Consider the following 21,056-nt stretch of genomic DNA (forward strand, 5'->3'; position numbering starts at 1 on the left):
CGGAAACTCCTTCGGAAGGGCTGAAGGGCATCAACGGATGAGTCCCATCTGGTGCAGGACGACGAAGACGTCTTCACGACCTTGTTTGAGCAACTGGTCGTTGAACAGCGTGCGTTCCTTGGGAGCATCGCTGCTCTTGTAGAAGCGCAGGTCCTTAGCGCGTTTTGGCATGTGGTTCACCTCCTTTCATTGCAGGAAATTGCCGGAATTGGGCACAACAAATAAAGCCAATTGAATCCAGGAGAAATCAAGGCATAAAAGAGCGCACAAATAGCCCGACGCTAATAGGGGGAGTGGGCAGACCTGTGCGGGAGCGGCGAATGATCGTGCACAATTGCGTGTGCTTCCTGCAGTCGTCCCCAACAAGAAGCTGGTTCCGAACTTTGGGGAAACTGCGCACCCGCGGCTTGTTGCGTGGGTCTGCGCCTACAACTGACCGCTCAGAATGCCACCCTTGACGGGTGGCCATGAAGACCGCCGGCGTTGGAGCCGGTCCGGTGGTTCAGGGAGTGGTCAGTGCTTCGAAAAATACTTCGAAAAAGGGCGTCGATCAGCGCAAGAGGCCGGGGTAGCAGTGACGGTCACATTCCATCCGCTAGTCAAAGTAATCATTTTTCCCAACCTCCTTTTCCGCTGTGGCATTACGTCCGGCTGATTAACCGGGGTAATGCGCGCCTTGTTCCCGGCGGGTCGCTCTGGGAACAAGATACAAGCTACCCCATGAATAGGAGTCTTGACCAGCACAATTCGCTATTTAGCCAAAAGTTTTTCTAAATTCGCGTTTTAGAGGCCCCAGCGGACAATCGCCGGCGTCCGCTTATCCCAGCCAAGCGTGCATACTTTGGCTGTTCCAAGAATGAAGTGGCGGCCTTCCTTGGCGTCCATTTCCAGCCAACGCGCTGTGAGAATCCGGGAGAAATGCCCGTGTGCCACTACCAGGACATTGTCCATGCCCGATTCCAGGACGCGTCCAATGATCTTGTCAGCGCGGGCGGCCACTTCGTCCAGCGTTTCGCCGTTGGGCACGCCGTCCGTCCAAATGAGGTAGTCCGGATTGTCCTTGCGGATGAGGTCGGAGCTGACGCCCTCATAGTCTCCGTAGTTCCATTCCACCGCCAGCGGCTCGTGGACAGCATCGGGAAAGCCTGCAAGTTCAGCCGTGCGGCGGGCGCGACGCAGTGGAGAGGTCAGAACGAGGTCGAAGTCGATGCCCTCAAGGACTTTGCGCGCTTCGACAGCCTGCTGCTCACCCTCGACGGTCAAGGGAAGGTCGGTCAAGCCTGTGTACTGGCCGCTCTTGGACCATTCCGTCTCGCCGTGGCGAAGGATCCAAAGTTGCGGACGCGGGGAGATCGCGGCGTTCATGAGGACTCCTTGGTTTCTGCGGCGGTTTCGGTTGAAAGTTCGACGACGGCGGACTCGGGTTGCGCTTCCCACCACGCCAAGAGCTTCTTCTCGGCTTCCTCCGGGGACAGCGGTCCGTGTTCCATCCGTTCTTCCAGGAGGAACTTGTAGGCCTTGCCGACGACAGGACCTGGCTTTAGCGCCAGAAGCGCCATGATCTGCGCTCCATCGAGGTCAGGCCGGACAGCCGCCAACGATTCCTGCTCCAAGAGCGCGGAGATTCGATGCTCAAGGTCATCGTAGGCGAAGGACAGGCGGTCGGCCTTGCGCTGGTTACGCGTAGTGACGTCGGATCGTGTGAGCCGATGTAGGCGTTCCAGCAGCGGACCGGCATCGGTCACGTAACGGCGCACGGCGGAATCCGTCCAGCCAGCGTCTCCGTACCCATAGAACCGCATGTGCAATTCGACCAGTCGGGACACGGCTTTGATCGACTCGTTGTCGAAGCGCAACGCCTTCATTCGCTTGGCCGTCAGCTTGGCACCCACAACGTCGTGATGTCTGAAGCTCACCGCGCCGCCCGGTTCGAAGCGGCGCGTAGCCGGCTTGCCGACGTCGTGCATCAACGCGGCGAACCGAAGCACAAAGTCCGGGCCCGGTACGGGACCGTCCGCACCGGTTTCCAAGGCCGCGGCCTGTTCAAGGACCTGCAGGGAGTGCTGATAAACGTCCTTGTGGCGGTGGTGTTCATCGGCTTCCAGGCGAAGCGCGGATACTTCGGGAAGGACAAACTCAGCGAGCCCGGTATCCACCAGGAGGTCGATGCCGACGCGCGGGTGCGCGCCGTTGATCAGCTTGACCAGTTCATCGCGGACCCGTTCGGCGGAAATGATCTTGATGCGGTCCGCCATCTGGGACATGGCGAGCCGGACGTCGTCGTGAACCGAGACGCCAAGCTGGGACGCGAAACGAGCCGCCCGCATCATGCGCAGCGGGTCATCCGAGAAGGACGCCTCAGGGGCGCCGGGAGTGGCGAGTTCGGAGGCGTGGAGGTCCCGGACGCCACCGAAAGGGTCCACCAGCTCCAGGCTCGGCAGCCGCAAGGCCATGGCATTGATGGTGAAGTCGCGGCGCAGCAAGTCCTCGGTCAGGGAGTTGCCAAAGGCGACTACGGGCTTACGCGAGTCAGGATCGTACGCTTCGGCGCGGTACGTGGTGACTTCGATCTGGAAGCCGTTCTTCTTCATCCCGATCGTGCCGAAAGCGCGTCCGATTTCCCAAAAGTTGTCCGCCCACTTCTTGATGACGGAGATCGTCTGGTCGGGCGTCGCGTCTGTGGTGAAGTCCAGGTCCGGGGACGTCCTCCCCAGGAAAAGGTCGCGCACAGGTCCACCAACCAAGGACAGCTCGAAGCCGGCGTCGACAAAGCGCTGCCCGAGATCGAGCACCACCGGATCGATGGTGAAGTTAACTGAAGAACTGTCCAATACGTGCGCCATAGTTCCTTAAGCTTGGCAGATTTTTCCGCAGCATTGGGCCAGAGTTACATCCGAAAACCAGCGGACCCGTAACGCGTGTCTCCTGCAGTCCATCTTGCGGCCATGTCCCGGTCATCACTCGAGGGCAAGAGTCGTTAGAGTGGACTTCATGGCCAATCCGATCCCGAGCGCTCCTGGCAGGAGGACGAACGCACCGTTGCCGTCGGCAATCGGCGCGCACGTCGCGCCTGCCCCGCAGCACCCGGTCCAGGCCTCCCTTCCCACTGTGGAGGAAGTGTCTGCGGGCGGTGTCGTAGTAGACACGTCCGACGGCGAACTCCGGGTCGCGATTATCGCCCGCCTTAATAGGGGTGGCCGGCTTGAATGGTGCCTGCCCAAGGGCCATCCGGAAGGCCGGGAGAACAACGAGGAAGCCGCCGTCCGCGAGATCGCCGAGGAAACCGGCATCGAGGGCAACATCCTGGCGCCCCTGGGCAGCATTGACTACTGGTTCACCGTGAGCGGCCACCGGGTCCACAAAACCGTTCACCATTTCCTGCTCCGGGCCACTGGCGGCGAGCTCACCATCGAGAACGACCCGGACCAGGAGGCAGTGGACGCCGCATGGGTCCCCATCCAGGAATTGGCGCGCAAATTGTCCTTCCCAAATGAACGCCGCATCGCCGACTTGGCACGGGAAGTGCTGCCCGAACACCTCTGACCCGGCTACATGGGACGATAAAGGCGATGTCTGAAGCCAAAACTACCCAGTCCGTTCAATCCGGAGAAGCACGTTCCAGCGCCATCATGGCCGCCGGAACGTTGGTTTCCCGGTTCCTTGGCTTCGCCAAAACGTGGATGCTCGGCGCTGCACTCGGCCTGGGTTCAACGGTCAATGACACGTTCATCAACGCGAACAACCTTCCCAACCTGATCTTCCTGTTGGTGGCTGGCGGAGTGTTCAACGCCGTCCTGGTCCCGCAGATCATCAAGGCCAGCAAGGGTGCGGACAGCGGCGCTGATTACATCAGCCGACTCCTGACCCTCGCTGTTCTGGTGCTGCTGGCGCTGACGGCCCTCGTGACCCTGGCCGCGCCCATCGTTATCGACCTAACGACCCAGGGCTACTCGGAACAGCAGAAGGCCCTGGCAGTCACTTTCGCATTCTGGTGCCTTCCACAGATCTTCTTCTACGGCCTTTATGCCCTGCTGACACAGGTCCTGAACGCGCACGGCGCATTTGGCCCCGCCATGTGGGCCCCCATCCTGAACAACGTGGTGGCCATAGCCGGCCTGGGTATGTTCATCTGGATCCTGGGTGCCAACTACACCAATCCGCACACACTCGATAATTGGGGACCAACCCAGACATTCCTGATTGCCGGGTTCTCCACCTTCGGAGTCATCGCCCAAACCGCCATCCTTCTTATTCCCGTCATGAGGCTGAAGCTGGGTCTGCGGCCCCGTTTCGGATGGCGCGGCGTCGGACTGGGCCAGGCAGCCAAGCTGAGCGTGTGGACGCTGCTGACTGCCGCCGTCGGGCAGTTGGCGTTCCTGTACGTCATGAAAATTGCCACAATTCCCGGCGCCGAGCGGCTCCGGCTGGACAATTCAGGCCAGACCACAGCGGCCTCCACTCTCCCAGGTAACGCCGTCCTTGAAGTTGCGAGCCAGCTCTACCTGTTGCCGCACTCGATCATTGCCCTGTCGCTGGCCACTGTCCTCTTTAACCGAATGACGCGGGCGTCACAGGATGGCAACAAGGCAGAACTGCGTGACGCGCTCTCGCATGGGCTGCGAACCATGGCTGTGGCAACAGTTTTTGGAGCACTGGCGCTGTTCGCGCTTGCTGGCCCGCTGGGCATGTTCTTCTCCGGCGGGAAGCCCCAGGACGGCGTCATGCTTGCCCAGACGCTCACCATCCTGGCGTTGAGCACGCCGTTCATGAGCGCAAACTTCATGATGTCGCGCGTGTTTTACGCCAACGAGGACGCGCGCACGCCCCTCTATGTGCAGCTGTTGCTTGCCGTCGTTTATGTTGTTGGCGCGTTTATCATCCAGTTCCTGCCGGTGGGCCAGATCATCTATGCGATCGCTGTCCTCTACACCTTGGGGAACATTCTTTCCGTGGTGATCAGCGTGTGGTTCCTGCGTCGCATGCTGGGCCATCTCGATGGTCCCCGGATCGCTAACTCCTACATCCGCATGGGCTACGCGGGCCTGGGCTCCGCGATTGCGGGTGCTCTGGCGCTGTGGCTTCTGGGCAGCTACCGTGCAGATGGTTTCGCGTGGAGCAGCCGGCCAGCGGCTTTGGTGACCGTGGTCGTCGTCGGGCCCGTCATGCTGGTGGCTTATCTGCTCCTGCTTCGCGTTTTCCATGTCACCGAGCTGCGCGATCTGATGCGCCCGCTGATGGGCCGCTTTGGCCGCGGCGCACCTGCCGTTGCGGGGGCCGCTGCTGAACCCACGACGGCGGCACGCGCCACGGTCTCGGACGATACCGGTTTGATTCCGCGCATCTCGGGCGAGTTCGACGCTGCCTCCTTCAGGGCCGGCCCGGCACTCGAACCGGAGCCCTCCGTCGAGGCTCCAGCCAAAACTCCAGACTTTGCTGACACATCCCGCTCTGAAGAACCCCACGCGAAGTATCTGCCGGATGAGGACGTACCGGGCACGGCACGGGGAGGAAGGTTCCACCCGCAGGTCCCGTTGCCAGGCAGGCGAACCTACCAAGGCGAACCTGGCCAAAATCCCTACTTTCCCGCCGACGGGGACGTTGGACAGCACGCCAGGCAGAAGCGGAAGAAGTGAACCGGTGCCGCCAACATGGGCGGCGGGCGCCAATCGGCTAGGCTAGAAATGAATACAGGTAGTTGCAAAAGCGGTAGAACCGGCTCGCCGGGCGGACCGCGTGCAGGGCCCCGCAGCTCCCGGACAGCCTAGGAGGAACACGTGTCCCACCCGATCGACGTCGGATCAGTGCTTGGCGGCCGCTATAAGGTCACGGCCACCGTATTGACCTCGCATGACCAAGATCTGGTGCTCGACGGCGTGGACCAGGTCCTCAACCGCCCCGTCAGCATCCTCGTTGCCGGTCCCGGAAATGCCGAGCAGGTAGCACAGAGCGCCCGCGAAGTCGCCACGGGGGAGCGCCCTGGCCATGTCCAGATCCTGGACCTCGGAGTCAGCGACAACACCACGTACCTAATTACCAACCACAGCACTGCGCCGGACCTCCTGGACCTGGTAGTCGCAACCCACCCGCCGTACGTGGAACCGTTCTTCACGGAAACCCTCGGCAGCGAGATCTTCGGCCAGGCCCGCACGTACGAGCCCGAAACCTATGACGGCCTCTACGAAGACGATGAGCACGAAGCCGAGTACATTCAGTACGACGAAAATGGCTACCCGGTCCAATCGGAATCGGATGCTGACCACGAAGCGCCGGCCACGCAGGCCAGCAACCTTCCGCCTATGCCTTCTTCCAGCCCGTCATCGGCCAGGGGCGGTCTCGCGGGGAAGCTCGCTGCTGCTGCAGCTGGCGCCGGGGCAGCAGGAGTTGCCGCCGCTGCCGCGCTGAAGAACGCCGGATCCAAGAACCACGACGCCGGGGCTGCCGCTAATGGGGCTGCCGGTGCTGGGGCTTCTGGTGCCGCTGCTACTACGGGAACCCAGCCTGCGACGCAGGCAGTACAGTCGCCGTCGTCCGGAGCTTCGCCTGCTACCACGCCCGTTGCACCGGTTCAGCCGCCTACCCAAGCCGTCACTTCGCAGCCTGTCGCTTCACAACCTGTGAACCCGCAGCCCGCACCGACTCGCGAGCCTGCCGGGGAGCCAAAGGTTTCCCTCTGGTCTGAAGAGGACTACGGCCTCGCTGCCGGTGGCGCGGCTCAAGCCGCTGGAGGAAGCTCGGACCCTGGTTACGATCGGGCTCCTACCAGCTTCCCAGCGTCGGCTGCTGCCACTGAAGATTACGAAGATGAAGAGGTCTACGAGGACGAAACCCCGGAACGCGAGCCGCGGTCCATGCGTTGGCTCGTAGGCGGTCTGCTTGCTGCCGTATTGATCGTGGGCCTTGTCCTGGCGGTCACCAATCTGGGCAGCCTCCTGCCGAGCGGCGCTCCTGCGGCCTCAGACAAAACAACAGCGTCATCGCCATCAGCGGGCACCGAATCGGAACAACCGACGCCCAGCGAGACCGCTGCTCCCGCAACGCCTCCGGCCATCGATGGCATTACCCGCCTCGGCGATTTCCCGTTCGCTGCATCGTTCGACAAAGACCTTCCCAAAGCATTTGATGGGAACCCGGCCAGTTACTGGTCCGACATGGAGTTCGCTTCCGCCAACTGGGGTGGACTCTCAGGTGAGATGCCCTTGGTGGTGAAGCTCAAGGAGCCCACAGAGGTCAAGTCAGTGGTGCTGAACCAGTTGGGCGGATCAGGTGGAAGCATCAGCGTTTACACCAACGATCGTCCCGCAATGGACGGCGCCAAGCTCGTGGGCACCAACAGCTTCACGTCCCCGGAACTGACGATGCCGCTGGCCGCGCCCACGCAGACCCAGTACGTCATAGTGGTCATCAAGACGCTGCCTAAACTTGCTGCCCCCAAGACACAGTTCGGATTTGGTCTGCGGTTGGCCGAGGTCAGGGTCCAGTAGTTCCGTTTTCGCTCCGCTTACCCAACTAGGTCGCAGTAGAGCGCGTTTTGAGCCTTCAGAACGGCATGTGCTGTTACCTACTTTTGCATGTCCGCGAGGCTTTGTGACCGATGTGGCCACCAGTCATCCGGCGTCCCCGCTTCGATTCGCCACCACTCCAGACGGTACCCTGAATGATGGTGGCTTTGAGGGTCCCCAATTCCAACGGAATATTTGGAACGCAACAGGGGTTGAGTCAGATGGCTGCCCCGAAAGACGCAGCATCGACTAAGGAAGAGGTTCACGCCAAGTGAGCATTGCAGAAAACAAGGCATCCCAGGTGCGTGACGTCATCATCGTAGGTTCAGGCCCTGCCGGCTACACAGCCGCTGTTTACACCGCCCGCGCCAACATGAAGCCTCTGCTCATTGCCGGCTCCGTCACTGCTGGTGGCGAATTGATGAACACCACGGACGTTGAAAACTACCCAGGCTTCCCCGAAGGCATCATGGGTCCAGATCTCATGGAAAACTTCGAAAAGCAGGCGGCCCGCTTCGGTACCGAGATTCTCTTCGAGGACGTCACCGAATTGGACCTCGACGGCGACATCAAGTCGGTCACCATTGGCACGGGGGAGACCTTCCAGGCGAAGGCCATCATCCTGTCCACCGGTTCCGCCTACCGCGAGCTTGGGCTTCAGAACGAGAAGCGCTTGTCCGGTCACGGCGTTAGCTGGTGCGCAACTTGCGACGGTTTCTTCTTCAAGGATCAGGACATCGCAGTCATCGGTGGTGGCGACTCCGCCATGGAAGAAGCGCTCTTCCTTACCAAGTTCGCCAAGTCCGTTACTGTGGTCCACCGACGGGACACCCTCAAGGCTTCCAAGATTATGGGCGACCGCGCCCAGGCGCATGAGAAGATCAACTTCATTTGGAACACGGCTGTAGAGGATGTCCTCGGCGGTGACAAGGTCACAGGCCTCAAGCTCAAGAACCTGGTGGACGGCACCGAGTCTGAACTCGACGTTACCGGCGTCTTCGTCGCCATCGGCAACGATCCCCGCACGGAACTTGTGAAGGGCAAAGTTGATCTGACCCCCGAAGGAACCATCGCCGTAGAGGGCCGGACTTCCCGTACCAACATCAAGGGTGTGTTCGCCGCAGGCGACGTCATCGACCCCACGTACCGCCAGGCCATCACGGCCTCGGGCTCCGGTTGTGTGGCTGCCCTCGATGTCGAGCACTACCTCGCAGACCTGCATTCCTGAGCTTCACCAGACCAGCAACCATACGAAGGGAAAGTTATGAGCAACGCTAAAGACGTAACTGACGCAAGCTTCAGCACGGACGTCCTGGCTTCCGAGAAGCCGGTTATCGTGGACTTCTGGGCAGAGTGGTGCGGACCCTGCCGCAAGCTCGGCCCGATCCTCGACGAGATCTCCGTTGAATACGGCGAGAAGGTTGACGTCGTGAAACTCAACGTCGACGACAACCCGGCCATCGCCGCCGAGTACGGCATCACGTCCATCCCGGCTGTCTACCTCTTCAGCGGGGGAGAAGTGAAGAGCACGGTCATCGGCGCCAAGCCGAAGCAGTTCTTCGAAAAGGAATTTGCGGACGTCTTGTCCTAGGTTCCCTTAGTTAGTCAGTGAAAAGCCGGCGGCTGTCGCTCCTGAAGGAGTGGGAGCCGCCGGCTTCTTGCATTTAGCCAATTTGAACCCAGTACAGTTTGTTTTTTAGCGTCGGATTGCGCCAAACACCTTGCGCGTCTTCAGAACTCCTCAATGCATGTTGCCCTTACCTGGGGTAGGCAAACTCGGATCTTCTCTCACATCCCCACCCCACCCAGCCGATCCTCTCTCACATCCCCATCCCTCCCGGCCGATCCTCGCTCACATCCCCGCCCCCTCCCGGCCGATCCTCGCTCACATCCCCACGGGCCATGAAGAATGTCGTCGGTGTCCAGTGATGATCCCCGGCTGGACGTTCTGTCGGAGTCATGTTCAATCGGACAGAGCTAACTCCAACTCGGGCGGCAAGCCTCAGCTCGCACCTAGATCGACGCGGAAGCTACCACTGATGCAATCCATCAGTCGTGCCTGGACGACTTCCCATGGTGCTTCAATGCCTGTGGACTTCGGATTTTGCGTCACGACCGACGGTCTTTCGGATAGCAACATGTCAAGGACACCCTGACAAGACCTTCCGTTGATCAGCTGCGTTCGTTTGAATCTGCGATTCCGTAACGGTCCTCATTGTGGCAACATCGAACCTCGCCTCTGGACTCAACGTCCTCGCGGGAACGTACGGTCATGTCAAACAACACCCACGAGTCTCAAGTGCCCTAATGGGGGTCCTTCAGTTCCCTCCGCGGCTCCTGTTTGCATCGCTAAGCCCCCATACAAGAGAATTTCGAAATCAAGATCAGTGAATTCATGCTGCTCGCGCTTTGAGAAGCATCCCGGACGCGAGTTGGCGTCTCTCTGTAGTCGATGCCTCTGTTGTCACCAGGGAGGCGTCGGTGTAGATGTTTCACGTGAAACGGCCGAGGTTCGGTATTGCCTGGGGTTCCATACCTTCCTCACCTAGGATAGATGCTGCGTTAGGCGCGGTGGGTTCATCGTAGAAGCAGGCGGTCTCCACTATGTTTCACGTGAAACGCACCCATGCACCCCGACCGGAATTGCGAATTCTAGGGATCCAACTCAGGATAGGAGTGGCTTTGAAGGGGCCGGTCCTAGTAGAAATAGGCCCTGATACTTCGCAGCACGACAAGTTGTCCGAACGCAACGGCGGGCGACTCAGGGATCTAGGTAGCCTTGGTTCGCACCCCCCTCTTGTCTGACCGTCTCAGACGAACGCTCACCTACTTGATGGGCTATCGAAGTGCGAAAACTGACACCTGAACGAACCGCCGTCCCCGACGGTCTCAGAAATAATGCCCACCGAATGTAGTACAAACATCCGGGAAGCATCGTATCTACTGTTCTCTCTGCGAATAGGCCTCCCCGGGGGGAGTAGCCGACTGCCCTCCACCCAGCCAGAGATAGCCCGAAGGTTATGGACATACGCCTGAGAGCGGCCGCCACGCTTCAAATCCGCTCCGTCCCACAGTCAAACAGCCACGTCGTTCACTCCAGTCGGCCAATCCGAGCCTTATGTGAACCACTCCGGAGGCAGTGACTCTCGAGCCTTACACGTTCTTGCAGCCTCAGCGAGCAACAATTGTCCCTCCTCTACTTGGGGACTAGACCCTGGATGTGCGTGGATATTTGAGGCCCTAGTGAGGCAATACTTAAGCTTTCATGTCCCATCGTTGGAGGGTCGTCGAACTTCAATCCGTCATGGGCGTTCGATCTCAGACCGTCGATGGTGACTTACGGACTCTTCGCACTGTCCCGCGCCTAATGCCACTCCGCTGACAAGGCCAACTGCATAATCTGTCCATGTGGATCAGCACTGCTTCGTCCTAGTTCGTTCGGAACAATGGATCACCCGACACGGACATCCGTTTCACGTGAAACATAAGGACCGGTGCCTGGCAGCTTCTGGTTTTGCACCTACGCCTCGTTCGTTCTCGCCCTTGCCTCCCAGTACCTTCGGCGCTTCCAAGACCTAATATCGCCCCACAAGAACGGAGGCACGACAGGTGGGGGTAGAGGCCTGCACTACAACGGGGCCGCGCACAGGGCCATGGGGGCTCTTCGAGGGTCGAACAGACGCCTTGAAAAGGTACCCCGATGTCTTATCGGTCCCTCCAGGCGGGATCATCGATGTTTTCGATGTTTTCTCACCTATCGATAGGCGGACTCCCTATTGGCGTGTCACCTCTTGCGGAGCCTAGGGGCTGGCCAGCCTACTGTTGGGTGATTCAGCCACGGCTCCCGCTCAGCTTAGACGAAACCCAGGAAGGGATAAGGCTCGATACCTTCAAATAGAGACATGAGTCTGAACTGCCTAGTGCATTGTCTCAACCAGGGAGCTACCTGCGCCGTTCAGTACGCCACGACCCTGCGGACTCACTCTCGGGAACCAGGCCTTTCACTTCATCTCACGGCCGCGACAGGCACCTAGAGGCGGTGCTGTTTCACGTGAAACACGAACGGAGTCGGGGGGCATAGTCAGGAACCTGACTGTTTTGCTAGATACTGTCAGCAGGACTAACATCCGACAGCCTTTGGCCGCGCATGGGCCGAAGGTGGCCTGGTCCAGTAGCACGCCAATCTAGAGGACGACTGCATCCAACCACGCCCATAACAAACGCCGTGTGGGTTCCTGCGCTGCCCGAACGAACATCACGAACTCGCATAGTCGTCGAGACTGTGCTCCTTGCCTGAACTATTGGCGAGCCGCCATACAGCGACTCCTGGGCAGGACCCAGTGTTCTCTGGATCAGTGCCAGCCCCTGGGGCGGCTGTCCAGCTCAGCGCAGTCTGCTTAACTAGTCAGTCATGTCCTGCACGGAGACATCGGATCAAAGATGCCCCTAGTCACAGTCGACACCTGAATTTGGCCCTTCTATAGAACCAGTCTCTCAGGGAGCGTGACTCTCTAGGAATGCTGATGGCCCGATGTAAAGGGTGATAGAGGGGCCTTGGGTGGTGAACGGGCTGCTCCGCCTCCACGGCAGCCGCTTCGGAGATGGACTCTAGCTCCGGTCTAATCGTGAGGAGGCCCTAAACACCATGTCGCGTGGAGGCGGCAGCGAGAGCAAGGATGGAAGAACGGGCCGCGTTATTCACAATGTTATCCACAGGCTTTTCCACTGGCCACAAGGGCATCCACGCATCTTTTGGAAAGCTCGGCGCTCGGCTCATTCTGGTCGCTAAATTTCGCCTTCGTGGTGCGTTCTCGAAAGCAGCGGCATACTGAGTCTCGCCGCTGCTAGGAAATGCGCCAAATTCCCCGCAAATCAAAGTGTTTTGGGGTCATGTGACATGAACTACACCCCTTGGGGCGGTGGAGCGTTTCACGTGGAACATACGGCCATCTACTCAGGGTCGAGCGTGGTCAAGGTGTTCCTCGCTCGCAACGAAACTGCTCTCGCCAAGGGGCGTGTACCCACGAACCATCCACAGTCTTATCCCCACAGTTATCCACAGGCTTATCCACCGCCCAAACATGTGCTTGATCCGTGCGTCACACGCCGCTCCGTCGCGCAGTAGAGGATGGGATCGTGTTTCACGTGAAACAAATACTCTTCGGCGACGAAGCTCAGCGACGACTCAGTATTGTCCCTTAAGGATGTTCTCAAAGACGGGGCGATGCTCGACTTGCACAACTCGAACTATAGCTGAGACCAGAAGCAGCACACGGCCCTTTCAGAGAGACGTACAACATCAGATCTATCCACAGCCCCGCCGTCCCATTCAACTAGCGCTAGGCCTGATGTTGCGGCATCACTCCCCAAATCACTCAGTGTCCATAGCCGTGGGACCATGGTCTACGTGGGCCGCATGAAGGAGCCCTCAGCGTTACACGGCCTCTCCGGGCCAGGTCCAGCTGTGTGGCAGCCCAGGTCAAACTGCGGAGCAAGAACAGCCAGAGAGATCACCATCGGAATTGCTACTGTGAAGGAAAGGCTGCGATGAACCAAGGGCACGGCTTCGACCGCCAGTACATCTTGGCCATGCCAAACAGAAGTCACGGAGGAATGACTGTCGCCCCTGTGGGAGACGCATCAGGGGAGACGTCTCCTGGACGGAGCGCCGCACCTCTCCTTGCCTCAAACATTGGTCTGGTCTCAGGGTATGAGGAGGGGCCACCTTCTTCATCTCTGACTCTGCCTACTCGACGGTCCACCCGCATAGTACGCTCGAGCCCCTTGAGCACCGCCGGCAACAGTGTCTCCCAGCTCATACAGCCAGTCAGTGGGCAGCACAGGATGACAGTTCAGGAGCCGCCCGTGCCGTGAGCAGAACATCCAAGATCGACAACGACTGAAGTCCCGGCTTCAAACCGCCACTGCCTTCGGCGAGGAGGTGTGGACGCGCTGCCGCAGCCCGCCGGTTATTTACAGGAAAGTCCAAGGCCACCTAGCCCACTAAAGTGCCACTAGGCCGATGTGATTCCGCCCCTCCACCCCTGAACTACATGAACACGTAGGCACAGTAGGATCACGAGCCCGGAACACCTCAAATGGCAAACCTTCAAGGAATGAACCGAGTCAACAGAGAGCCGTCTCTCACTAAGTACTGTTAACAAGCGGAGACTACCCAACCCCTTGCGTAGAATTGTCCGACCATGGAGGCTCCCGGAAGTGTCACTCATGGTAAACGCCTACCGCGATACGGTGTTCGAACCCTCCCAACGAACGTGAATAGCCGGCTTGTTGTTAGACGCTTCGTTCGCTCCGGCACCCGCGGGTTCTCGCCTCCTCCGTACTTCTGCTCGGCTAGGGATCCGTGCGTTTCACGTGAACAGTCCTGCGTCTCCCTAGTTCGTGCCAACACCAAGACAGCGCGGATGGTACTCAGCGTTGGATGTCTCACTGTGTCGGATTCACTGTAATCCCTTCCTGGACAAGTTGGTCCGTCCTTCCGATATCACAGCGGGGGGGCCGGTTTCACGTGAAACAGTCCACGAGGCCTCTCGATGCGAGCGACAGAACAAACCGTGACTACTTGTGGCAAACTGCGAGACCCTAAAGTGGTTCCGCTCCGGGACACGCAAGCTCAAATCAAGATCAGAGTTCGAAGCACTCCGGTCCAAAAGAGGGTCTGCCGCCGGTGCACGTCAGATCAGCGGCCTGTACAGCCTGCGTCGGGCTGTGGATGGGAACCGTGCAAGCAATGCATAACCGCACCACCGCACCGCCGATCTTCAGTTTCGCCTACTGCCAATTGACTGAGGAACACTCTTCTCTGGTCTCAGCGGGTGAAATCTACGCATACAGATACAAAACCGTCTATCCAACGTGGGGCAAAGCGGCCAAAGGAGCGTGAAGATTGGAATCCTCAGCGACGGGCGCGTTTCACGTGAAACATCTGCAGTTCATGAGCCGTCCGGTCAATGAAGGTCGCGGAGCATCCTCTCAAGAAGCGCTACAGAAATAGACCCGAATCCTCCAGCGTCAGTAGCAGAACCCGGACCAGATGGATCCCGACTCTAGGAAACCGAACTCAAAGACCGAACTGGCCGGCGCGGGCATGAATTCATGGACCCAGCTGCACAGGCGAGACGAACGAACTCGCCTTTTCGAGTTGTCGTACCGGAGGGACCAGACGAAGCACCGGACGCTTTTCCGGGAGAAAGCATCGAATGACGTGTATCCGCAACGTAGCCGGCTAGACCCGAAACAGGATCCTCAGGGGTTCCGACGGTAACTTCGGCATGTTTCACGTGAAACCATAGACACGACTGAGCCGATCGTCGAACGCCCAACGATCCGCACTGCGAACAACAAGACGCTCCAGAACAAAAAATGGGGTCTGCCACAAAGCAAACCCCATTCCGTTGGACCGGAAAACTACTCGTCAGAGCCCGGTCCCAAAACATCCATGATTCGGTTGAGATCCTCTACGCTGGCAAATTCGATGCTGACGCGACCTTTGCGAGCACCCAAGGTTATCTTCACGTTCGTATCTAAGCGGTCGGATAACGACGACGCCAAGTAGTCCAGCCGCTCGTGCCGGGCGTTGGGCTTTGGAATAGCACTCTTTGCTGGCGTTGTCGGGTCCTGGTACAAAGCCACGGCTTCCTCAGTGGCCCGCACAGACATCCCCTCAGCGACGATCTTCTGTGCCAGTCGCTCCATGGCGGCCGCATCAGGGAGCGCCAAGAGAGCACGCGCGTGGCCTGCTGACAAGACACTTGCTGCGACGCGGCGCTGCACCAACGGCGGAAGCTTCAACAGACGCAGCGTATTAGACACCTGAGGGCGAGAACGACCAATGCGATCGGCCAGCTGCTCATGCGTAGTTCCGAAGTCCTCCAGGAGCTGCTGGTAGGCGGCTGCCTCTTCCAAAGGGTTCAACTGGCTACGATGCAGGTTCTCCAGCAACGCGTCGCGCAGAAGGTCGTCGTCAGTGGTGTCACGGACGATCGCCGGGATCGTTTCCAGGCCTGCGGCTTGGACTGCACGCCAGCGGCGCTCACCCATTACCAACTCGTACGGTTCTCCACCCTTTTCGGTTGAAGTACGTACAACAATTGGCTGGAGGACTCCGATTTCCTTGACGGAGTGCACTAACTCGGCCATGTCGTCTTCATCGAAGACGGAGCGAGGCTGTTTGCGGTTGGGGTGAATGTCCGTGACCGGTATTTCAGCGAATCTCGCTCCCGGAACTTCGACCAACTCCACCTCGGGTGAAGTAGCTTCAGCAGGAGCGGAAGACGCTGTGGAACTCGTCTCTGCATCTGCGGTCTTCACTGAGGGAGATGAAGAGCGCTTAGTGGATGGCTTGGACGCGGGGGCCTTCGCCGCGCTGGACCTGCTTGCGGCAGGTGCCTTGGAAACCGGCTGGGATGTTTCCTTCGCAGCGTCGGAACGCGAACCGTTAGCTCCACTCGAAGTCCCGGAGTCGGCCGTAGTGGCAGGCGCCGTCGCATCGGCCGCTTCCACCGGTTCCGCTGTCTTTCGGGCTTCCGGAAAAAACAGATCCACTGGGCGGGAGGGCGCAGCGCCGTTCCCCTGGGCAGCCGCGGGCGAGCTAGGAATGAGAGCCCCAAGACCCCTGCCGAGGCCCCTTCGCTTTTCGCTCATTGATTCATCCCTCCGATGGAATAGCCGAGCGCGGACCGGCCCAGGCTGTTGCAGTGTTTCAAGAATTCTAGCGTTCAGCGATCTCGGCGGCGGCTTCCATGTAGGACAACGCGCCGCTCGAAGAAGGATCATAGGTCATGACAGTCTGCTGATAGCTCGGCGCTTCAGAGATGCGTACCGAGCGGGGAACCACAGCGCTCAGAACCTGCTCGGGGAAATGCTGCCGAACCTCCGAGGCTACCTGTGCGGCCAGGTTGGTTCGGCCGTCATACATCGTCAGGAGAATCGTCGAAACCACCAAGTCAGCATTGAGGTGCTTCTGGATCATCTCGATATTCTTCAGCAGCTGGCTCAAGCCTTCCAGGGCGTAGTACTCGCACTGGATGGGAATCAGGACCTCGCTGGCGGCGCAGAACGCATTGACAGTCAATAGACCCAGGCTGGGCGGGCAGTCGATAAAGATGAAGTCCAAACGTCCCTCACCGTTCTTCTCCCGCTCTTTGGAGTAGACGTCAATGGCGCGACGAAGCCTCTGTTCCCGGGCCACCAATGAAACCAACTCGATTTCCGCGCCGGCCAAGTGGATGGTCGCAGGAGCGCAGATGAGGTTGGGAATGTCAGGGCAAGGAGCCACTACGTCTTTCAACGGAAGATCGTTGATCAGGACGTCGTAGATGCTGTCCACGTCTGCGTGATGCTCAATGCCCAAGGCCGTAGAGGCATTTCCCTGGGGATCGATGTCAATGACCAGTACGTTGAGACCGGCAGACGCCAGGGCAGCCGCAATGTTGACGGTGGTGGTCGTCTTGCCAACGCCACCCTTCTGATTGGAGACCGTGAAAATCCGGGTCCGATCAGGTTTCGGGAGTTCACGTCCGATCAGCCGCTCACGTCGGCGCGTCTCGTTGGCCAGTTGGCGAGCGATGGGGCTCGAATCATCGATGGAGTCCATCACGTTGTGAACCTCATCCGTCAGCGTTTCACGTGAAACGGCAGCATTTTCAACTGAATTCGTTCGCACAATGGCGGATTGCAGTGACGCCGAGGGTGTGGCCATGGACCGCGCGGACCCCAAGGACATAAAGGGGGGGATCCGTTGCGTGGAGGTTTCGCTACTGCCCACTGGTCACACTCTCACTCTCATTCGGCGCTTGCTGCCGTTCTCTAGCCTAACTGCTCAGCCGCCGACACGCGGGAAACCGAGCGGAGACTAGCCCGTCTTTCCGGGCTTGTTGACGATGATCCTCACCACGGTGGTGGGTTCCTCCAAAAGCTCCTGTCCACAAACCACAACGGACGTTTCCACGCCGCCAAGTTTACGGATGACCTTCTTGGCCTTCTCAATTTCTTCGGCAGCGCTGCGACCCTTGATCGCCACAACCTCCCCCTTGCCATTCAGCAGGGGGATGGTCAGGCCAGCCAGGTTGGAAAGAGCTGAAACTGCGCGTGCCGTAACGACGTCTGCGTCCACCAATCCCACAGCCAGTTCAGCACGGGTTCGCATGATGGTCACATTGTCCAGGCCAAGGTCGTCCACGACTTCCTGAAGCCAGATGACTCGACGCTCAAGAGGTTCAATCAAAGTCAACTCAAGGTCTGGACGGGCAATTGCAAGGCACAGGCCAGGAAGTCCGGCACCGGACCCAACGTCTGCCACATGGCTGTCCATGGCAATGGCTGACTCGATGACTGCACAGTTCAGAACGTGGCGGCTCCACAAGCGGGGGATCTCACGAGGACCGATCAGCCCGCGCTCGGTCCCGGACGTAGCCAGATGTTCTACATAGCGCTTGGCGAGATCCAGGCGCTCCCCAAAGATCTTCTCTGCCGCCTGCAGTTCAGTTGCGGTAATTTCAACCATGAGCCGCTAGTCAGCCGAGACCACGATGTGGCGGCCAGCGCCCTCGCCCTCGGATTCGGAGACGAATCCGAGATCAGCGACGGCGTCGTGAACGATCTTGCGCTCATAGGCGCTCATCGGCTCCAGTGCAACGGTCCCACCGGATTCCTTGACCTTGGCAACGGCGTCTTCTGCGATCTGCTGAAGGACGCCGGCACGTTCCTTGCGGTATCCGTTGATGTCCAACACCAAACGGGACCGGCTTTCAGTTGCGGAAAGGACCGACAGTCGGGTCAGCTCCTGCAAGGCTTCGAGGACTTCGCCGTCGCGACCTACGAGGCTATCCAAGGCAGCGGATTCCTCATCAGTTCCGATGGAGATGTAGGTACGACCGTTACGGACCTCAATGTCAATGTCGCCATCAATGTCAGCGATATCAAGGAGTTCCTCGAGGTAGTCGGCAGCAATGTCGCCTTCCTCTTCGAGGCGGCTGGCCGTCTTGGACAGAGACTCTTCCTGCGTGTCGTCCTGTTCCTCAGTCGCGGCGGCAGTTACATCTTCAGTGCTCTCAGCAGACATTACTTCTTCTTCCTGTTCTTACGTTGTGGCTGGACGCGCTGGGCCCTGATCTCGGCCGCAGCAGCGGCGGCGGCAGCCTCGGCGTCGTCGTCCTTCTTCTTGCCACCCAGCAGCGGCGGCAGGCCCTTCGCGGCGCGGCGCTCTTCCAGTGCCCTCGCGGCAGGCGAGCCCGGAGTGGGCATGCGGCGAATAACGAAGAATTGCTGTCCCATGGTCCAGAGGTTGGTGGTGGTCCAGTAGATCAGGACACCGATGGGGAAGTTGATACCACCGATACCGAACACGAGCGGCAGGATGTAGAGCATCATCTTCTGCTGGCGCATGAACGGGCTGGCCAATGCTTCTTCGGACATGTTCTTGGCCATGATCTGCTTCTGCGTGATGAACTGCGACGCAGTCATGGCAAGGATCATGATGATGGACAGGGTCCAGACGGCAACTTCACTGCCGGGTGCACCGCCATGAAGCAAGGACGCGGAGAGTGGCGCACCAAAGATGCTCGACTGATCAAACTGAACCACCTGATCGTGGCTCAGCGCACCGATGCCTTCGCCGGCGTTCTTGGCGGTCGAGATACCAGACAGCACCTGGAACAGCGCGAAGAAGAACGGCATCTGGATCAGCATGGGCAAACATGCGGAGAACGGGTTGGTGCCGTGCTTCTTGTACAGGGCCATCTGCTCCTGTGCCATGGCCTGGCGGGAGAGCTGATCAGTCTTGCCCTTGTATTTGGTCTGCAGCTTCTTCAAGTCAGGCTGCAGCAGCTGCATTCCGCGCTGGGCCTTGATCTGCTTGACGAAGACGGGAATCAGGGCGGCACGGATCACCAGCACGAGGCCGATGATCGACAGCGTCCAGGTCCAGCCGTTGGCGGCGGGCAGCCCGATGAAGCTCAGTCCGTCGTGGAAGCCAACCATGATGATTGACACCAGCCACTTGAACGGAAACATGATTGTTCCAAAGAAGTCCATACGATATCCCTATTCGTTAGGCCGCAGTGCGGCCTTCTTCATCAGCCTGAGCAGCCAGGAACTGGTCCGGATTGTTCAGTACAACAATTGTGGGCGTCTGGCCTATAGGCCAATGACGATGGCCGGCGGGGACATGGTCCACTCCGCCAGCATTCCAAGGATGGCATTTGGCGAGCCTCTTGGCTGCGAGCCAGCTACCCTTCATGGCGCCGTGCACCGTCACTGCTTCCAGGGCATACGCCGAGCAGGACGGAAAGAACCGGCAAACCTGGCCGTACAGGGGTGAAACGACCTTGCGGTACGTCTTCAGCAGGAGAATGAGAATATTCCGAGGCAGGTCCCAGATAAACATGCCTACCGCCGCCCACAGGTGCCCGTGGGGAACCTTGCCGGTGGGGTTGCTTAAACCAGAGGGGTCACCTGAGGAAGGAACGACGGCGGTGCTTATGTCATGCACGCGGTGTCCCTTCCCTTGTGGTGCCGTTGTGTTCTGGCGAAGCGCGGCGTGGAGCTGATCCACCCAGTCGCTTCGTCGTCACTGCCAATGCGGCGTTGTAATCCGAGAGCAGTTGCTCCCAGCTGGCAGATGCAGCTGCGGGCAGCGCCCGGACCACGACCGCCAGGCCCGTACCATGCGTGTGCAAGGACAGTGCGCCTGCTTCTCTCAGTCTCCTCTTAACGAGGTTCCTGGTCACGGCGTTCCCGACGGCTTTGGAGACAATGAAGCCGATTCGACTCGGCTCCGCGGCCCCAATAGGGGCCGTATATAACACTAAGTTCCGGCGTCCATTGCGGACGCCGGAACGTACAGTTGTTGAAAAGTCGGTAGACGTCCGCAGACGGTTTGGGGTGGCTAGCACCGTCGAACCCGCAAAAAGACCCTGACCGACAAGTCAGTTATTTACGCCGACAGTTCGACGCGGCCCTTGCCGCGACGTGCAGCCAGGATGGCGCGGCCGGCACGGGTGCGCATACGAAGGCGGAAGCCGTGCTTCTTGGCCCGACGGCGGTTATTCGGCTGAAAAGTCCGCTTGCTCACGTTAGTTACTCCAGTGGATCAAAGGTGCGCCCACCCGATCAAAAGGGGAAGAACTGGCCGACGCTAAGTTTTGTATGTGCCTGCCGCCGTTGCCTGCCGCACGATAAACGTACGTCGATGCAACTGATCACAAAAGCGGACACAAAGGACTTCACAACGTTAGGGCAAAAAGGCACCCTCAGTCAAACCGGAAGCCATTCCCACAGCTATCCACAGTTGTGTCAATGAACGCTGCACAGCCTGTGGATGAAGTGGCTCACAAGGCCCAAATCAGAACCACAACGGTGTAATTATCCACAAGCAACTTCCCAGCTATCTTCTAGCGATTCCATCCCCTAGAGTGGCTCAGTAGCCCATTGTCCACCCGCTGTGCATAACTCTGTGGATTAACCCCGGAAACATCGCCAGTCGGAGACACTTCGGCTGCCAGCAACGCCGGCAAGCAAGTATTTAGGAACTGATTG

At 59.3% G+C, this 21,056-nt stretch carries 16 protein-coding genes; 5 read left to right on the forward strand and 11 right to left on the reverse strand.

Annotated features, from left to right (window positions below; translation table 11 throughout):
• Nucleotides 1-30: 30 nt before the first annotated feature.
• From LDN90_RS24095 to LDN90_RS24105, 3 genes are all read right to left on the reverse strand, one after another.
• Entirely contained in the window at nt 31-171 is a 141-nt protein-coding gene (locus LDN90_RS24095; RefSeq protein ID WP_223947432.1) for a hypothetical protein, read from the reverse strand.
• A gap of 612 nt (nt 172-783) precedes the next feature.
• Entirely contained in the window at nt 784-1,365 is a 582-nt protein-coding gene (locus LDN90_RS24100; protein WP_216924419.1) for a histidine phosphatase family protein, read from the reverse strand.
• Complete coding sequence (locus LDN90_RS24105; protein WP_223947433.1) at nt 1,362-2,843, reverse strand: CCA tRNA nucleotidyltransferase; 1,482 nt, start codon at nt 2,841-2,843, stop codon at nt 1,362-1,364. Before LDN90_RS24105 ends, LDN90_RS24100 begins: the two co-directional genes overlap by 4 nt.
• Before the next feature lie 196 nt (nt 2,844-3,039).
• Here LDN90_RS24105 and LDN90_RS24110 point away from each other — a divergent pair, with 196 nt between their 5' ends.
• The 5 genes from LDN90_RS24110 (at nt 3,040) to trxA (ending at nt 9,090) form a co-directional block, all read left to right on the forward strand.
• Nucleotides 3,040-3,543: an NUDIX hydrolase gene (locus LDN90_RS24110; protein WP_216924651.1), complete on the forward strand. Its 504-nt coding sequence runs from the start codon at nt 3,040-3,042 to the stop codon at nt 3,541-3,543.
• A 26-nt stretch (nt 3,544-3,569) separates the two neighbouring features.
• Nucleotides 3,570-5,633, forward strand: coding sequence for a murein biosynthesis integral membrane protein MurJ (gene murJ / locus LDN90_RS24115; protein WP_223947434.1), 2,064 nt, complete (start codon nt 3,570-3,572; stop codon nt 5,631-5,633).
• Between the two features lie 141 nt (nt 5,634-5,774).
• Nucleotides 5,775-7,481, forward strand: coding sequence for a discoidin domain-containing protein (locus LDN90_RS24120; protein ID WP_216924414.1), 1,707 nt, complete (start codon nt 5,775-5,777; stop codon nt 7,479-7,481).
• Nucleotides 7,482-7,770: 289 nt separating this feature from the next.
• Nucleotides 7,771-8,727, forward strand: coding sequence for a thioredoxin-disulfide reductase (gene trxB, locus LDN90_RS24125; protein ID WP_223947435.1), 957 nt, complete (start codon nt 7,771-7,773; stop codon nt 8,725-8,727).
• A gap of 36 nt (nt 8,728-8,763) precedes the next feature.
• Nucleotides 8,764-9,090 carry a thioredoxin gene (gene trxA, locus LDN90_RS24130; RefSeq protein ID WP_216924410.1) on the forward strand — a complete coding sequence of 109 codons (327 nt, stop codon included), beginning with the start codon at nt 8,764-8,766 and terminating at the stop codon, nt 9,088-9,090.
• A gap of 5,837 nt (nt 9,091-14,927) precedes the next feature.
• Here trxA and LDN90_RS24135 read toward each other — a convergent pair.
• The 8 genes from LDN90_RS24135 to rpmH form a co-directional block, all read right to left on the reverse strand.
• The gene (locus LDN90_RS24135) at nt 14,928-16,163 is read right to left on the reverse strand and encodes a ParB/RepB/Spo0J family partition protein (protein ID WP_223947436.1); all 1,236 of its coding nucleotides are present in this window, start codon (nt 16,161-16,163) and stop codon (nt 14,928-14,930) included.
• Between the two features lie 67 nt (nt 16,164-16,230).
• The gene (locus tag LDN90_RS24140; protein WP_223947437.1) at nt 16,231-17,286 is read right to left on the reverse strand and encodes a ParA family protein; all 1,056 of its coding nucleotides are present in this window, start codon (nt 17,284-17,286) and stop codon (nt 16,231-16,233) included.
• Between the two features lie 87 nt (nt 17,287-17,373).
• Nucleotides 17,374-18,024, reverse strand: coding sequence for a 16S rRNA (guanine(527)-N(7))-methyltransferase RsmG (gene rsmG / locus LDN90_RS24145; protein WP_216924406.1), 651 nt, complete (start codon nt 18,022-18,024; stop codon nt 17,374-17,376).
• A gap of 6 nt (nt 18,025-18,030) precedes the next feature.
• The gene (locus LDN90_RS24150; RefSeq protein ID WP_216924404.1) at nt 18,031-18,582 is read right to left on the reverse strand and encodes a R3H domain-containing nucleic acid-binding protein; all 552 of its coding nucleotides are present in this window, start codon (nt 18,580-18,582) and stop codon (nt 18,031-18,033) included.
• Entirely contained in the window at nt 18,582-19,553 is a 972-nt protein-coding gene (gene yidC / locus LDN90_RS24155; protein ID WP_223947438.1) for a membrane protein insertase YidC, read from the reverse strand. Before yidC ends, LDN90_RS24150 begins: the two co-directional genes overlap by 1 nt.
• A gap of 16 nt (nt 19,554-19,569) precedes the next feature.
• A complete protein-coding gene (gene yidD / locus LDN90_RS24160; RefSeq protein WP_223949370.1) occupies nt 19,570-19,905 on the reverse strand; it encodes a membrane protein insertion efficiency factor YidD in 336 nt (111 codons plus the stop codon).
• 97 nt (nt 19,906-20,002) lie between these two features.
• Nucleotides 20,003-20,413 (reverse strand): ribonuclease P protein component, encoded by a 411-nt coding sequence (rnpA, locus tag LDN90_RS24165; RefSeq protein WP_223947439.1) that lies wholly within the window; start codon nt 20,411-20,413, stop codon nt 20,003-20,005.
• Between the two features lie 41 nt (nt 20,414-20,454).
• Nucleotides 20,455-20,592 carry a 50S ribosomal protein L34 gene (gene rpmH, locus LDN90_RS24170; RefSeq protein ID WP_011776797.1) on the reverse strand — a complete coding sequence of 46 codons (138 nt, stop codon included), beginning with the start codon at nt 20,590-20,592 and terminating at the stop codon, nt 20,455-20,457.
• Nucleotides 20,593-21,056: the final 464 nt, after the last annotated feature.

Origin of the sequence: Arthrobacter sp. NtRootA1 (assembly GCF_019976975.1) — a bacterium.
GTDB lineage: Bacteria > Actinomycetota > Actinomycetes > Actinomycetales > Micrococcaceae > Arthrobacter > Arthrobacter aromaticivorans.

What these genes read in the sequence shown, in the direction of transcription:
- LDN90_RS24150 (WP_216924404.1), bottom strand. Translation starts at nt 18,582, where the DNA reads ATGTCTGCTGAGAGCACTGAAGATGTAACTGCCGCCGCGACTGAGGAA.
- LDN90_RS24095 (WP_223947432.1), bottom strand. Translation starts at nt 171, where the DNA reads ATGCCAAAACGCGCTAAGGACCTGCGCTTCTACAAGAGCAGCGATGCT.
- rsmG (WP_216924406.1), bottom strand. Translation starts at nt 18,024, where the DNA reads ATGGTTGAAATTACCGCAACTGAACTGCAGGCGGCAGAGAAGATCTTT.
- yidD (WP_223949370.1), bottom strand. Translation starts at nt 19,905, where the DNA reads ATGTTTATCTGGGACCTGCCTCGGAATATTCTCATTCTCCTGCTGAAG.
- murJ (WP_223947434.1), top strand. Translation starts at nt 3,570, where the DNA reads ATGTCTGAAGCCAAAACTACCCAGTCCGTTCAATCCGGAGAAGCACGT.
- LDN90_RS24105 (WP_223947433.1), bottom strand. Translation starts at nt 2,843, where the DNA reads ATGGCGCACGTATTGGACAGTTCTTCAGTTAACTTCACCATCGATCCG.
- LDN90_RS24100 (WP_216924419.1), bottom strand. Translation starts at nt 1,365, where the DNA reads ATGAACGCCGCGATCTCCCCGCGTCCGCAACTTTGGATCCTTCGCCAC.
- trxA (WP_216924410.1), top strand. Translation starts at nt 8,764, where the DNA reads ATGAGCAACGCTAAAGACGTAACTGACGCAAGCTTCAGCACGGACGTC.
- LDN90_RS24135 (WP_223947436.1), bottom strand. Translation starts at nt 16,163, where the DNA reads ATGAGCGAAAAGCGAAGGGGCCTCGGCAGGGGTCTTGGGGCTCTCATT.
- yidC (WP_223947438.1), bottom strand. Translation starts at nt 19,553, where the DNA reads ATGGACTTCTTTGGAACAATCATGTTTCCGTTCAAGTGGCTGGTGTCA.